Genomic DNA, 14,631 nt, shown 5'->3' on the forward strand with positions numbered 1-14,631 from the left:
GCACACCACCGGAGGAGGACCCGTCCCATGAATCTGAAAACCCTGTTATGCAGTCTGCTGGTCGCCCTGCTGGTATGGCTGGCCGGCTGCGACGTATCAAAGCCCCAACCGGACAAGCCGGCGCTGCCCACGCCGCCGCCATCCCATCCACAACAAACCCAGCCTAAGACACCGGCGGATTCATCAGGACAGTCATCCACGACACCGCAGCCGTCGGCCATGGCGACCACGGCGGTACACGCCTCGACAAGCTCACATAGCGAGGCTCTGGCCGTTAACGCTCTTCAAAGAAAGACCCTGCCGATGATGCCTGCACCCATGCCTGCGCCTACGCCGCCCATGCCGATCCAGGAAATGTCGATGCCGGCGCCAGCCCCCGCCATGGCGATGCGGATCACCGGCGGCAACGCGATGCGTATCGGCTACATGCCGCTGCAGCCGATGCCGGGCGACATCGACCGCGAGAATTACACGCACCGCGATACCAATTCCGTGCAGCTGGTCAGCGAACAGCCGGTGTCGACCTTCAGCATCGATGTCGACACCGGCTCGTACACCAACGTGCGACGCATGTTGAACGAGGGGCAGTTGCCGCCGGCCGATGCGGTGCGCGCCGAGGAATTCATCAACTACTTCGACTACGGCTATACGCCGCCGGCCAGTCGCGAGCAGCCTTTCAGCGTCACCACCGAGCTGGCGCCAGCGCCGTGGAACGCCAAACGACAGCTGCTGCTGGTCGGCATCCAGGGCTACCGCGTGCCGAAGGAAGAGATTCCCCCATCCAACCTGGTCTTCCTCATCGATACCTCCGGCTCGATGAACGAGCCAGCCAAGCTGCCGCTGCTGCAGGCATCACTCAAGCAGCTGGTGCGCGAGCTGCGCAAGCAGGATCGCGTGGCCATCGTCACGTATGCGGGTACTGCCGGCATTGCCCTGCCCTCCACGCCCGGCGATCAGCACGCCACGATCGATGCTGCCATTGATAGCCTCCAGGCCTACGGTTCGACCAACGGCGGCGCCGGTATCGACATGGCCTACGCCCAGGCCGAGCAGGGTTTCATCAAGGGCGGCGTGAATCGGGTCATCCTTTCCACCGATGGCGACTTCAATGTCGGCACCGTCAGCGAAGACGCGCTGAAAACCAAGATCGAGGACAAACGGAAAACCGGCATTACGCTCACCACACTCGGCTTCGGCGAAGGCAACTACAACGACGCGATGGGCGTGATGCTGGCCGATGCCGGCAACGGCAGTCACCACTACATCGACAGCCTGCAGGAAGGACGCCGTGTTTTGGTCGATGAGATGTCATCCACTTTGTTGACGATTGCCAAGGACGTGAAAATCCAGGTCGAATTCAACCCCACACAAGTGCAGGAATACCGTCTGATCGGTTACGAGAAGCGCATGCTCAAGCGTGAGGATTTCAACAACGACAAGGTCGATGCCGGTGAAATTGGTGCCGGCGCCAACGTCACCGCCATCTATGAGATCACACCCAAAAGCTCGGACGCTGGTCGTATCGATCCGCTGCGCTACGCGCAAGATGGCGAACAAAAGCCTTCCGCCACGCGTAGCGGCGAACTGGCCTTTCTGCGCTTGCGCTACAAGCTGCCCGACCAGTCGCAAAGCCGGTTGATCGAAACGCCGATCGCAGCTCAGCCACAAACTACCGCGAGTAGCCGTTTGCGCTATGCCGCGGCCGTGGCCGCATTCGCCGATGCACTGCGCGGCGGCAAATATCTGGACGGCTACGGCTATGCGCAGATCGCGAAGCTGGCGGCTGGCGCGCGCGGCGACGATGCCAACGGCTATCGCGCCGGTTTCGTACAGCTGGTGAACCTGGCTGATGGACTGTCGACGCGCACGCAGGCGGAAGCTGCCACGGCCGCGCGCTGAGTGGCTGACTCGCAGGCACGGCGGCGATATCGGGATCGCTATTCTCCGATCGCCGCCGCTCTCCAGAACCCGTAATGATGTCGTTTTCGGCAAACGCTTCCCCGCACCGCGCCGTAGGATTAACCTCGACCGCCATGGATGTGGCGGTCGACCCCGATGCAATGCTGATGCTTGCCTACGCGCGCGGCGATCTCGTCGCGTTCGAAACCTTGTATGCGCGACACCGAGGCACGCTATACCGCTACCTGCTTCGCAGCCTGCGCGATCCACATCGCACCGACGAACTTTTTCAGGAAACCTGGAGCCGTGTGATTAACGCACGCGCGAGCTATCAGCCACAGGCGAAATTCAGCACCTGGCTGCTGCAGATCGCGCACAACCTGATCGTGGACAGCCTGCGTCGGCAAAAACCGATGGCCGTCGGCGACGAAGCGGAGGCTGCGCTATCCAACGTGGCGATGCCCGAACGCGAACAGCCCGAGCACGCGCTGTCCAACTTGGAGCGTCGTCGCAACCTGCAGCATGCGATCGACCGGTTGCCCGACGAGCAGCGTGAAGTCATTCTTCTGCGTCTGGAACAGGAATTGAGTCTGGAGGAAATCGCCTCGGTGACCGGCACCGGCCGCGAGACGGTCAAGTCGCGCCTGCGCTATGCCATGAATCGATTACGCGAAGTACTCTCCGAATGACCACGCATCTGCCACCGCAAGACCCGATGGAACCGGACGACGCGCTACCCGGCGAAGCGGAGCTGTCGGCGCTTTATCGCCAGCTGCTGCGAAACGAACCGGGACCGGCGCTTGATGCCGCAGTGCGGCTTGCCGCAGCGGCAGCCATCGCATCCGAGACACAACAGAGTGAGCAGCGCCTTCATGCCGAAGCTTCAGCGGCGACGTATGCAGCTCCAAAAAATGCGTCCGATGTGGTTACACCGATTGGCGCTGCTCGCCCAAGGAAAGCCGCGCCGCGCTGGCTGATCGGTTTGGCCACTGCGGCCACGCTGGTGCTGGTGGCCGGCGTGGCGTGGCATATGCGCGAAATGCCGAACAGCGCTTCGACCGCCGCGGACGGTGCGGACTATCGGGCTGCCATACCCGCGGCTTCGACAGTTGTGCCTGCCGCGCGCGAGGGTACTCCGATGGCGCCGGTCGCCAGTGCAGTCGTGGCGGCACAAGAAAGTTTGCGCACGCCAGTGGTGCATCCCACCGAACCCGTAAAGCCGCGCGCGAGAACTATCGATTCAAGTATCGTCTCCAACGCGATACGCAAATCGCCCCGCGCGGTCGCTGAAAAAGCCATTGCCATGCAATCGCGCGTGGCCAGCATGCCGCCACCTTTCGAAGAAATGTCTTCTAGCGCACCGGTATCGCCAAGCCACGAGGCTTATACATCGGGAAATTCATCGACGTTGCAACCAGAGAAAATGCAGACTGCTCTTGCGCAGCCCGCCCCGACGAATGCGAACATCGTCGCGTTCAGCGCCACAACCATCGCGCGGCCAGCGGCCCCACCGGCACCAAGTCCGCCACCAGCTACCCCGGTGCCAGCACCTGCGCCCGCTCCCGCCATCGCGAATATTCCGTCTGACGCTGCGCCAGTGGTGATGGCCACTCCGTCACCCGAACCATCCATCATCATTGCGGGCAGATCAGCGCCGATGCCGGCCCCCGCGCCGGCACCCGCATTCTCATCGTCAGTGAATCAAACGGACACCGCCAAACAGCCTAGCGATACGCCCGCGCAGGAACTCGCCAAGATCAATGCGCTGTTCGCGCAACACAACGACACTGAAGCGCAGCGCCGCCTGCAGCAATTCCATCGCGATCACCCGACCTGGAGTCTCGATTCATCACTGCGCGCGCGGTTAGGCGAACCGTGAACGCGATGCCGGAAACGCTGGCCCTGCACGGCTGCACGTGACCGCTATCGGCAAAGAAGCGTGTGCTGCAGACGGCTGTATCACGCCTGCGTCTACCTGATCGGTGCTGCGTAGATGACCCAAATAAAAACAGACCTGCCAACCCGCGCAGGCCTGTCAGGCCGATCACATCATGGCGGGCCACTCAGAACGCAAAACCCTTCTGCACCTGCAACCAGAATCGGGTGGAATATTCTTCGTTGAGCAGCGCCGGGGTGTTGCCGACCGGAACCGAGATGCTGGCGCTGACCAGCCAGTTGTTGGGACCGTTCCAGTTCAGGCCGAGGCCGGCGCTGTTCATGCGAGCGCTGTTCGGGCCAGGGACAAAGGTGGTCTTGTACGGCTCGACATGGCCGCTGTCGACGAAGCCGCTGACCTGCCATGCGCCGGGCCAGGACAGCTCCAGGTGATGACGGAACTCGATCGTCGCCAGGTTGCCCTGCGCGCCGGTGAGTTCGCCGACATCGTAGCCGCGCACCGTGTTCGGTCCGCCCAAGAAAAATTGCTCGGATGAGTCCAGATTCTTGCTGGCCCACTGGTCGGTGAAGCCGACATACAGCGCATTGTTGGTGCTTAGCGTCTGCAACCGCGACACGGACAGGTTGTAACGGTTGTAGCTGCCCGCCGTATTGGCGCTGATCGCATCGATGAACTGCGCCAGGTCGTTGTCGAACCGCAGATCGCCGTGGGTGGCGCTGACCATGTAGTTGAAATTGCCATGGTCGTCGATATGGTCGCCGGCCAGCGTGGCAGTCCACGAATCGGTATGGCGATTGGTGTCGATCGCGGTCACGTCGACATCGTCGTTCAGTCGCTTGTGGTCGAACTCGATCTGGCCGTAGAGATTGCTCGTTGCGCTGCGGATGATCGGCTGCGAGAGATAGATGCTCTGCACCTGCGCGGTGCCGTGCGCGTGCAGATCCTGCAGGCCGTTGCCAAGCCGATAGCTCAGCGCCGATACCGAGGCACCGATCGTCGTGCCCTGGCCATTGAGCAGGTACTTGTAGCCAACCCGGCCGTAGCTCATGTCGGCGCCGGAGGTAATCGCGTTGAGGTCGAGCACATCGCCCTGATGCAGCAGGCTGTTGATATCGAAGGTGCCGGTGAAGCGCGCGCGACCGGTATAGGTGTTGCCGAAATTGTCCAGCCCGACGGTACCGGAATAGCGCGGTGCCGGGGTGGCGGTTACCGCGAGATCGGACGTACCCGCCGTAGCGCCGGGACGCAGCACCGAACTGACGATCACGCCCGGGATATCCGACAGCAGCAGCAGGCTGCGATCGAGCGAGCCCTGCTCCACCGGCACGCCCGGCGACAATGGCGACAGCGTGGCACGCAATGGGTGGTCGGACACGGTGCTCTGGTTGTCCAGGCTGACCGTGCCGTAGCGCGCTTCGACCACAGCGATGCGCACCACGCCGCCGTTCAGCGTCTGCGCCGGAACGTACGCGCTGTCCAGCGGATAGCCGAGCTGGTGGTAGACCTGCGTGATGCGCGCGGCCAGCACGTTGAGTTGCGTGAGCGTCAGCGTCTGGCCTTCGCTCGAGGCGACCTGCCGATGCAGCAGATCGGTCGACACCAGCGTGTTGCCGGTGATTTCGATCTTCGTCACCTGGAACGGCACATTGCTGTCCGCCGCACTTTCAGCCGGCCTTTGGATGGTTAATCCCGTATTCGACGACGGGGTCGGCGTGGCCGTGCGTGGCGTCTGCTGCTGCAGGATCTGGCCGCTGTCCGGCGGACGCGACTGCGACTGCGCTGCGCCGGTAGCGAGCAGGCACGCCAGGCCGAGCGCGGAGAGGGGCGGAAAGGTGGAGCGCGTAGTCATAGCAAAATGCCGGAAGCCGAGGGGAGAGAAAAACCGGGACGGGCGTCGCGTGGCGCTGCGTCCCGCAAACTGTCATGTCGCCAGTTCACAGCGGTGCATCCGCCGGCAGCCGCACGCCACCACCGATCACCTTGAGCGCGATGCCGGGACGGAAGTCCGAACGATTGACGTTGGGTTCGATCGGCTGCGTCTGGTCCTGGTTCTTTTTGTGATTGCCGGTGTAATCGCTCACCGTATCCGTCGTCGCCGTGCCATACGGCGTGGCGATGGCGTGCGGCCACAACAGCCACTGTGCCTGCGCGATCGCGCCGTTGACGGCGCTGTTGCCGGTCGCATTGGTGATGTTGGCGGTGGTGGTGGTATCCGGATCGAGCACCATGTAGTTGCCGGCATCCGCGCCGGTGTCGGTGATGCCGTTCACGGCGATCGACTTGTTGTTGCCGACATTGGGATCGGAGAACAGCGCGGTGAGGTAGTTGAAGCCCACTGCATCGCCCGGCAGCACGCCGGTACTGTTCAGCGTGACGGTCGCGTTGCTATTGCCGTCGAACCGCTTGTTCTTGCCGATGGCGTTGACCGTGATGCCCAGCGGCGTGACGTTGGCGGCGATGCCGGTCGGCTGCACCAGGATGTAATTGCCCGCATCGCCACCACTGATGGTCATCGCGGTGGTGATCGGCTTGTTGTTGCCGACGTTCTTGCTGTCGAATGTGCCGCTGGTGTCGTTGCCCAGTGCGACCGCATCGTTGCCGAACAGACCGGACAGCATCGAGCCACTGAGCGTGTCGCCGGTGAGGCCGTTGTAGACGCGATTGGTACCGACCGTGCCGATTACCTGCAGCAGTGCCGGTGTGATCGTCAACGTATCAGTACCACCGACGAAGGTGTAGTTGCTGGCCAATGCGCTGCCGTCGCCAGTGAGGGTGAAGCCAGCCAGACCACCCGGGGCGAACGGCAGGTTCGTACCGACATTCTTGGTCGATACCACACCGGTGCCACCCAGCGTCAGCGTTTCACCGTTGACACCGGTCAGCACGCCGTTGTTGCCGAACAGGTTGGCGCTCGCATCGGTGGCGCCGTCATAGGTACGCGTGCCGTTGAGGTTGAGAATGGCTGGGGTGATGTTGGCCGCCGTGGTCGCGGTGGTGTTGAAGGTGTAATTGCCGAGGTCCGCGCCGCTGCCGCTGATGCCGCTCACCGCGATCGCAATGCCGTTGCCGGCGTTGGGTGAGGCGAACGTGGCCGAGCCGTCGGTAAAGCTGAGCTGATCGCCCGGCAGCACGCCATTGCCGGTCAGCGCGACTGTCGCGGCGTTGCTGCCGTCGTAGGTCTTGTTGCTACCGGTGGCCGTGATGTTGAGCGCCAGCGGAGTGATGGTGACCCAGTCGTTGCTGATCGGGCTCAGTGTGTAATTGCTGGCGGTGCCGGTACCGTTGCCGAGCGCCAGCGTGCCGAGGCTCTGGAACGGCTGCTGGCTGCCTACGTTCTTGGTGGTCAGCACGCCGCTGCCGGTCAGCGTCAGCGTCTGCCCCGGAATGCCAGCCAGCGTACCGCCGGTGAGGAACAGGCTGGCAGCCGCGTCGGGCAGGCCGTCGTAGACGCGTGTGGACTGCAGCACGATCGGCACCGGCGTGATCATCGCCGTGGCCGTCGCGCTGGTGTTGAGGATGTTGTAGTTGGCCAGGTCCTTCCCGCTGCCGGTGATGCCGAGCACGTTGACGGTTTCGTTGCCCACGACGTTCGGATTGACGAAATTCGCCGAACTGTCGGTGAAGCTCAGATTATCGCCCGCGATCACGCCGTTGCCGGTCAGCGTGACCGCCGCGGTGGTGGTGCCGTCGTAAACCTTGTTCGCCGCTGCCGCGCTGACGGTGATATTCAGCGGCGTAACGTCGACCGTATCGCCCGTACCGGTCCCCAGCGTGTAGTTGCTGGCAAGACTGCCGTTGTTGCCACCCAACGTCAGCGAACCAAGCCCGGCGAAGTCTTCCAGTGCCGCGTTCTTGCTGTCCAGCGTGCCGCTGCCAGTAAGGGTCAGGGTCTGGCCAGCGATGCCGGTGGTGAGCGTGCCGCCGATGGTGAACAGGCTGGCATCGGCGCTGGTGGTACCGTCGTATGGCCGTGTCGCGTTCAGCGTAATCAGCGCGGGAAGGATGTTGGCCGGCGTCGTCGAGGTGGTGTTGTAGCTGTAGTTGGATGCGTCGGTGCCAGTGGCGGCGATGTTGACGGTCGTCACCGTGCCGGGACCGGCGTTCGGCGAAGCGAAGTTGGATGGGCCGCTGGCGAAGCTGATGTTGTCGCCGGGAATCACGCCCTCGGGCATCAGTGTGATCGTGGAGGTCGTGGTGCTGTCATAGGTTTTATCTGGCGCCGTAGTGGCCACGTTGATCGCCAGCGGCGTGATGGTGAAATTGTCGACGCCGCCGATCAGCGTGTAATCGCTGGCCGCGGTGCCAGCGTCGCCGACCAGGCCGAGCGTGCCAAGCGTGAAGGTGTTCGGTGCAGTTCCCGCCGAGGCATAGGAGCCGACATTCTTGCTGCCGGTCACGCCCGATCCGGCCACGGTCAGGGTCTCGCCGCCGATGCCATTGATCGTGCCGAAAAGGCCGCCAGCCGCATCGGTCAGGCCGTCATACGCACGCTTGCCCGTGAGGTCGAGGATCAATGGATTGATCGTTACCGTATCGGCGGTAAACGGCGACAGCGTGTAATTGCTGGCCGATCCGGTACCACTGACCAGCGCCAGCGTGCCGAGGCTATTGAAAGCCTGCGTGCCAACATCCTTGCCGTCCAGCACACCGCTGCCGGTGAGCGTCAGTGCCTGGCCCGCGACGCCGGTGTTCACGGTGAACAGGCTGGCATCGGCATCGGTTGTGCCGTCATAAAGACGGGTCGAGTTCAGCGTGATCGGGCGCGGCGTGATGTTCGCCGCGGTCACGGCGCTGGTGTTGAAGGTGTAGTCGCCGGCGGTGACCGCGGCGCCGTGGGCAGCGGTGTTGGCGACGTTGATGAGGATGCCGTCGTTGACATTCGGATCGGCGAAGGCCGCCGAGCCGAAGGTGTAGGTCAACGTGTCACCCGTTGCCAGCGGCGTCGATGACGACAGACCCACGGTCAGGCCGGAATCCGCCGTGGTGCCGTCATAGATCTTGTTGGCACCGGTGGCGATGATGGTGATGGCCAGCGGCGAGATCGTCGCGAGGATGCCGCTCTGCTGCACCAGGATGTAATTGCCGGAATCCGTGCCGCTGATGCCAGCGGCAGTCGTCACGCTCGTCGCGTTCACGTTTTTGCTATTGAACGTGCCCTTGGTCGGATTGGTGAGCGCCACGACATCGCTGAGCAACACGCCACTGAGCTGGGCGCCGCTGACGGCGGCGGCGGTGGTGCCGTCATAGATCTTGTTCGCGGCGGAGCCGTCGATCACGTTCAACGTGGCCTTGGTGATGACGAATTTGTCGGCGCCCCCCACCAAGGTGTAGTTGGTGGCGATTGCTCCGTTCCCGGCCGAGACCAGCCCCAGGCTGCCTAGCTGGAAATTGGCGGGCGCGGCAGACGCGGCGGTATAGGTGCCTACGTTCTTGCTGCCGGTCACGCCTGACCCATCGACAGTCAAGGTGTCACCGTTGAGGCCGGTGAGCGTGCCGAACAGATTGCCGTTGGCGTCGGTCAGGGCGTCGTACACGCGGGTGCCGCTGAGGTTGAGCACGTACGGCGTAATCACGCCGTTGAAGCCCTGGCCGCTGGTCGGCAGGACGTAGTTGGCCAGGTTGGTACCCGAGTTCGCCAGGAAGTCCGACGAAACCAGGGTCGAATCGACCTCCAGATTGTTGCCGGCATTGGGCGACGCATAGTTGGCGGTCGCCGATTGCGGGACGGTCGCGCCCTGCCCGGCAACGAAGCCGCCAAGCGTGTAATCAGCGGCAGTCAACGTGGCCGAGTTGCTGCCGTCGTAAGCCTTGGTCGGCGTGCCGGTGATGTTTGCGGTCAGCTGCCGCGGAGTGATCGTGGCAGCCAGTGGGCCCGGCTGCACCAGTGTGTAATTACCCGAAGCCGTGCCGTCGATGGCAAAGCCACTAGTGTTGACCAGTCGATTGCCGGCGTTGACGTTGTTGAACACGCCGGTACCGATCGTCGACAGATCGACGTTCGCCGTATCCTGGGCAAACACGCCACTCAGCGCGGCCGCAGCGGTATCCAGCGTGGCTGTGTTGGTGGCGTCGTAGGGCTTGTTTTCGGCGGTGACGCCAGTGACCGTGATGGACTTGGCCGTGATGTTGGCGAACAGGCCGGTCGGCTGCATCAGGTTGTAGTTGCCGGCCTGCGTGCCGCTGATCGTGAAGCCGCTCGCGGTCACGGACAGGCCTGTGCCGACATTGACTTGCCCGAACTGGCCCGAATTACCGGAAGTCGACAGGGTCACGTCGCCCGTATCGGTATCGACCAGCCCCGCCAGCGCAGCGTTGGTGACATTCAAGGGATCGGCGTTGGTGGTGTCGTACACCTTGTCGGTGCCGTAGACGCCGGTGATGAACAGCGGCGCCGGGGTGATCGTGCCGGAGCCGGTCGGTGCGTAATCCAGAACGTAGTTGGACTTCAGTGCGCCACCCGTGCCGGTGTAGTTGTTGCCGGTGAGCGTGCCGCTCACCGTCGTGGCGCTGACGTTGGGCGTGTTGTAGTTGAACGCTGCCGTCGGCGTGATGGTGAAGCTTTCGCCGGCCACGCCGGTATCGACGGTGAAATTGGCCGAGTTCAGTTGCGCGCTACTGGTGCCGTCATAGACCTTGGTGATGCTGCCGAGTGTGACGGTCAGCGGCCGTGGCGTGATCGAGCCCGTGCCGTAAGCGATCACCGGATAGGTGTAGTTGCCCGCATCGGTGCCCGGGGTAAAAGTGAAGTCGGCATCCGCCAGGGTGGCAGTGAGCGCGATGCCCGTGCCGGCATTCTTGTTGGCGAACGTGCCGTCGATATTCTGGTTGATCACGGCGCTGTCGCCGTTCACAAAGCCGGACAGAACAAAATTGCCCGGCAGCAGGGTGATGTCGGTGGTGCCGTCGTAGACCTTGGTCGCGCCGTTGATGCTTGCGGAAATGCCGAGGGCCGCCGGAACGATGGTGCCGAGGCCGTTGAATACCAGCGGCAGGATGTAGTTCGATGCTATGGCACCGTTGGCGAACGTCAGATCACCGGCCGTGAGCGTGGCAGTGACGTTTTGCGTGCCGGCGTTGACCGTGGCGTAAGCACCGGAATACGTCCCGTTGTTGACGGTGATCTGTTCGCTACCGATCGCGCCACTCAAGCCCAGGTTGTTCTGCGTCAGCGTGGCCGTGTTGGTGCCGTCGTAGGTCTTGGTCGGATTGTTGACGATGGCCGTGTCCAGCGGTGCCGGGGTGATCGAGCCGGCGCCGTTAACGGTCGCGGGGAAGCTGTAGTTGGAAAGCTTCGTGCCTGAGCCAACCGCAAAGTCGGACGCCTGCAACGCGGTCGTGACCGTCGTCGCACCCAGCACGTTCGGGCTGTTGTACGTACCCGACGCCTGCGCAACGGAGCCGCTCTGGCCGGCGATAAATCCGCTAACGTCGAAGTTGCCGGTAGTCAGGTTGGCGGCATCGGTACCGTCGTAGATCTTGGTAGGTGCGTTGGCGGAATCGAGGGCGATCGTCAGCATCTTCGGCGTGATGTTGGCGGTCAGCACGGGCTGCGAAAGGGTGTAGTTGCCTGTGCCTGTGCCGGCGAGGTTGAAACCGGAGGTGGTGACGGTCAGGGCGTTGCCGACATCGGACTGGCTGAAGCTGCCGGCGGCGCTGCCATCGGCCAGCGTTACGGTGGTGTCGCCGGTAACCAAGCCCGACAGAGTTGCCCCGCTCACGTCGAGGGCCGCGGTGGTGGTGCCGTCGTAGATCTTGTTGGCGGCGGTGGCATCGATCACCGTCAGCGCCTTCGGCGTAATGTCCGCGCTCAGGCCTTGCGGGGCGATCAACATGTAGTTGTTTGCCGCGCTACCACCGATGCTGAAGGTGGCGAGGTTGGCGATGACGGCGAGATTGTTGCCGACATTGGCCTGGCTGAAATCGCCCGTAGCACCGGCAGCATTCAACGTGACATTGCCGTTATCGACGGGAATCACGCCGCTCAGCGCTGCATTGGTCGTGTTGAGCGCGTCGGTGGTCGTGCCGTCGTAAACCTTGTCGGTTGCCAGCAGATTGAGGATATTCAGCGGCGCCTGCGTGATGGTGCCCGGACCGGTCGCGGTGGTCGGCAGGATGTAGTTGGCGAAATTGGTGCCGGCGTTGGCGGTGAAGTTGGTCGGTCGGAGCGTGGCTGTGATGGTCTCAGGGCCCGCATCGACACCGGCATAGGCGACCGAGCTGGGCTGGCTTACCGTCGCGCCCTGCCCGGCCACGAAATTGAAGCTGTAGTTCGATGAATTTAACGTCGCCGTGGTGGTGCCGTCGTAGACCTTGGTTGGATTGCCGACAATGCTGCCGATCAATTGCAACGGGTTGATGGTGCCGATATTCGCGCTCTTGGCGCCTGCGGCGAACTGGTAGCCGTAAGCGGTAAGGCCGCCCGTCGTGGTGACACCAAACGATGTCGGGCTGGCCGCACTCGTTACGCTGATGCCTGTAGCCGCATTCGATGAGGCGTAGGTGCCCGACAATGCCAGGGCATTGAGCGCATCGCCGTTGACCAGGCCGCTGGTGGTGACATTGCCGAGGGCGAGCGTAGCGGCAGTCGTGCCGTCGTAGGTCTTGGCGACATTACCGGTCAGGCCGGTAATCGTGATGGTCGGCGCAAGGCTGTACAGAAAGCCGTTGCCAGTGCCCAGCGCGGCCGTGCCGAATGGCGCGTTGTACTGGACGAAGCTGGGCGTGAGGCCACCGGCCGTATCCAGCGTGGGATTGGTCGAATAGATCAACCAGTTGCCGGTCGTCGCCGTCACCGCCGCAGCGCCCGCCGCGTTGGTGAAGTTGGCGCTGGTACCGAGCGTGGCGCCGGTGCCACCCGTGATCGATCCGCCCGCGGCGATGGCGAAGTTGCCGCCGATCGCATGCATCGCCACCGTGGCCGCGCTATTCACCGCGGCGCCGACGTTGATCGCACCCGCCGCCGTGTTCATCGTTACGCCCGTGTCCGCCTGGGTGGCAGCGTTGATGCTGATCGGGCCAGTGGCAGCGGTCAGGTTCAAGCCGCCAGCGCCAGTGATGGTGTCATTGACCGCGATGCCGTGATACGCCGACAGCGTCAGGCTGGCAGCCGCATTGGTCCAGGTGATATCCGTATTGACGTTGATATCACCGGCGGTGGTCCCGCTGATCACCGGCGTACCGAAGCCGCCTGTTGGCGCACCGGTAGCCGAGGTGGTGAGCGTGACGCTGGTACCGCCGTTCAGTGCGGCATCGAGCGCAGTCTCATCGCCGGGGTTGATATCGAGGTCGGTGGGATCGACCAGCCAGGTGCCCGCTTTGCCGGCTTTCGCACCGGCCGTGATCAGCGCACTGCTGGCCAACTTGAAGTTGGCCGCCGAGGTTTCAATCGAACCGCCGTTGCCGCCGTTCGGCGCGCTGGCGTCGAGCGTGCCACCGACATTCACGGTGCCCGAAGCCATGCCGCCAAGCAGGGTGATGGTGCCGTTGTGGTTTTCCACCGTCTGCGCGCGCACCACGCCGGTGTTGTTGACCAGACTGGCCAACAGTGCATCTTTGGCGCCGGCGGTCATGATTACCTGGCCACCATCGGCCTGGATGATCTGGCGGTTTTCGGCCAGGTTGTCCAGCGTGCTCTGGTCCACCTGCAGGTGCAGTAGCTGGTTGCCCTGGAAGGTGAGCGTTTCGGCCGAGCCGGCACCGAGCGCGACCGTACCGAGCCGCGCACTGACCACCCCCTGGTTGGATACCTGGTTGCCCAGCAGCGCGATGTAACCGCCGTCGGCCGCGTTCAGCGTGCCCTGGTTGACCACGCTGCCCTTGCCGTTACCGCTGAAGGTGCGTGTGTTGGAGCCGAGGTCGCTGTCGTTGACGTCCAGCGTGGAAGCGACCAGGCCGCCGACATTCACCTGCGCGCCCTGACCGAAGATGATGCCATTCGGATTGATCAGCCAGACCTGACCATTGGCATTGAGATGCCCGAGGATCGTGCTGCCCGTACTGCCAAGAATGCGATTGACCGCAATCGAACTCGAACCCGGCTGCACAAAATCCACAGTCTGATTGGATCCGATGTTGAAGCTTTGCCAGTTCAGCGAAAGGTTCTGGCTGCTCTGCTGGATCGTCGTGGTGTTTCCGCTCTGGGTGATCTGGCCCGAGCCTGCCGTGATCTGCCCACCCGTTGCGCTGGCGCACGCCAGCCCGGTCATACCCAAGTACATCGCCAGTACCGAAAACCATGCCGTACGCGGGCCTATTACCCTTGCACGGGAAGGCGCGGGCGAGGTGCTGCGGGCAAACTCACAGGCCGGTACCCACTGTGCGCTGGATCGATTCCAGCACAGGCGATAGACATGATTCATGATGGAATTCCCCTTGTATGGACATCAGATGGGCTCCTAACTCCATCAGTGGCTCAAGCGTTTTCCAGCATTTGCTTGTATAGCCGTGGACCGTGGATCCCCAGCCGTTACTATAAATCAAGTATTGAAGAATGTGACTTTATTCACAAAATTTAACCTAGTTGTTCAGCTACTTGAGCTTTCTCTCCGACATGGACATCAACGCGTCAGGTGTCCACGAAATCGTGTCGATGCATATGAACGCTGCGAAACACACGAGAAGTGCTTGCGAGAATTAGGGTGCCACCGATTTCCATGCCTATTATTTATGGGTCTGCGGGCATCAAGCTTGGCGCCGGCTGCTTACTGTGCGCCTATGACGACACTGCGACGGAATGCCTACGACCGCCGATTGTCGTGATGAGCCAGCTGCTAGGCGTGCACTACGATTTCGCCGAATTGACGTTGTTCAAGGCACGCGTAAAGGAGTGGCAAGCA

At 62.8% G+C, this 14,631-nt stretch carries 5 protein-coding genes; 3 read left to right on the forward strand and 2 right to left on the reverse strand.

From position 1 onward, the window contains the following. Positions 1 to 27: 27 nt before the first annotated feature. The 3 genes from HDE79_RS12970 (at position 28) to HDE79_RS12980 (ending at position 3,778) form a co-directional block, all read left to right on the forward strand. Positions 28 to 1,899 (forward strand): VWA domain-containing protein, encoded by a 1,872-nt coding sequence (locus HDE79_RS12970; RefSeq protein WP_184602392.1) that lies wholly within the window; start codon positions 28 to 30, stop codon positions 1,897 to 1,899. Positions 1,900 to 2,033: 134 nt separating this feature from the next. Then, positions 2,034 to 2,588, forward strand: a complete 555-nt coding sequence (locus tag HDE79_RS12975) for an RNA polymerase sigma factor (protein ID WP_184602393.1) — start codon at positions 2,034 to 2,036, stop codon at positions 2,586 to 2,588. Beyond that, on the forward strand, positions 2,585 to 3,778 hold the full coding sequence (locus tag HDE79_RS12980) for a hypothetical protein (protein ID WP_184602394.1): 1,194 nt from the start codon (positions 2,585 to 2,587) through the stop codon (positions 3,776 to 3,778). The genes HDE79_RS12975 and HDE79_RS12980 overlap by 4 nt, the downstream gene beginning before the upstream one ends. 184 nt (positions 3,779 to 3,962) lie before the next feature. Here the strand turns inward: HDE79_RS12980 and HDE79_RS12985 are convergent, their stop codons facing one another. Further along, positions 3,963 to 5,645: a ShlB/FhaC/HecB family hemolysin secretion/activation protein gene (locus HDE79_RS12985; RefSeq protein ID WP_184602395.1), complete on the reverse strand. Its 1,683-nt coding sequence runs from the start codon at positions 5,643 to 5,645 to the stop codon at positions 3,963 to 3,965. An 85-nt stretch (positions 5,646 to 5,730) separates the two neighbouring features. Further along, positions 5,731 to 14,154 (reverse strand): YDG domain-containing protein, encoded by an 8,424-nt coding sequence (locus HDE79_RS12990; RefSeq protein WP_184602396.1) that lies wholly within the window; start codon positions 14,152 to 14,154, stop codon positions 5,731 to 5,733. Positions 14,155 to 14,631 lie beyond the last annotated feature (477 nt).

Origin of the sequence: Rhodanobacter sp. MP1X3 (assembly GCF_014207165.1) — a bacterium.
Classification (GTDB): domain Bacteria; phylum Pseudomonadota; class Gammaproteobacteria; order Xanthomonadales; family Rhodanobacteraceae; genus Rhodanobacter.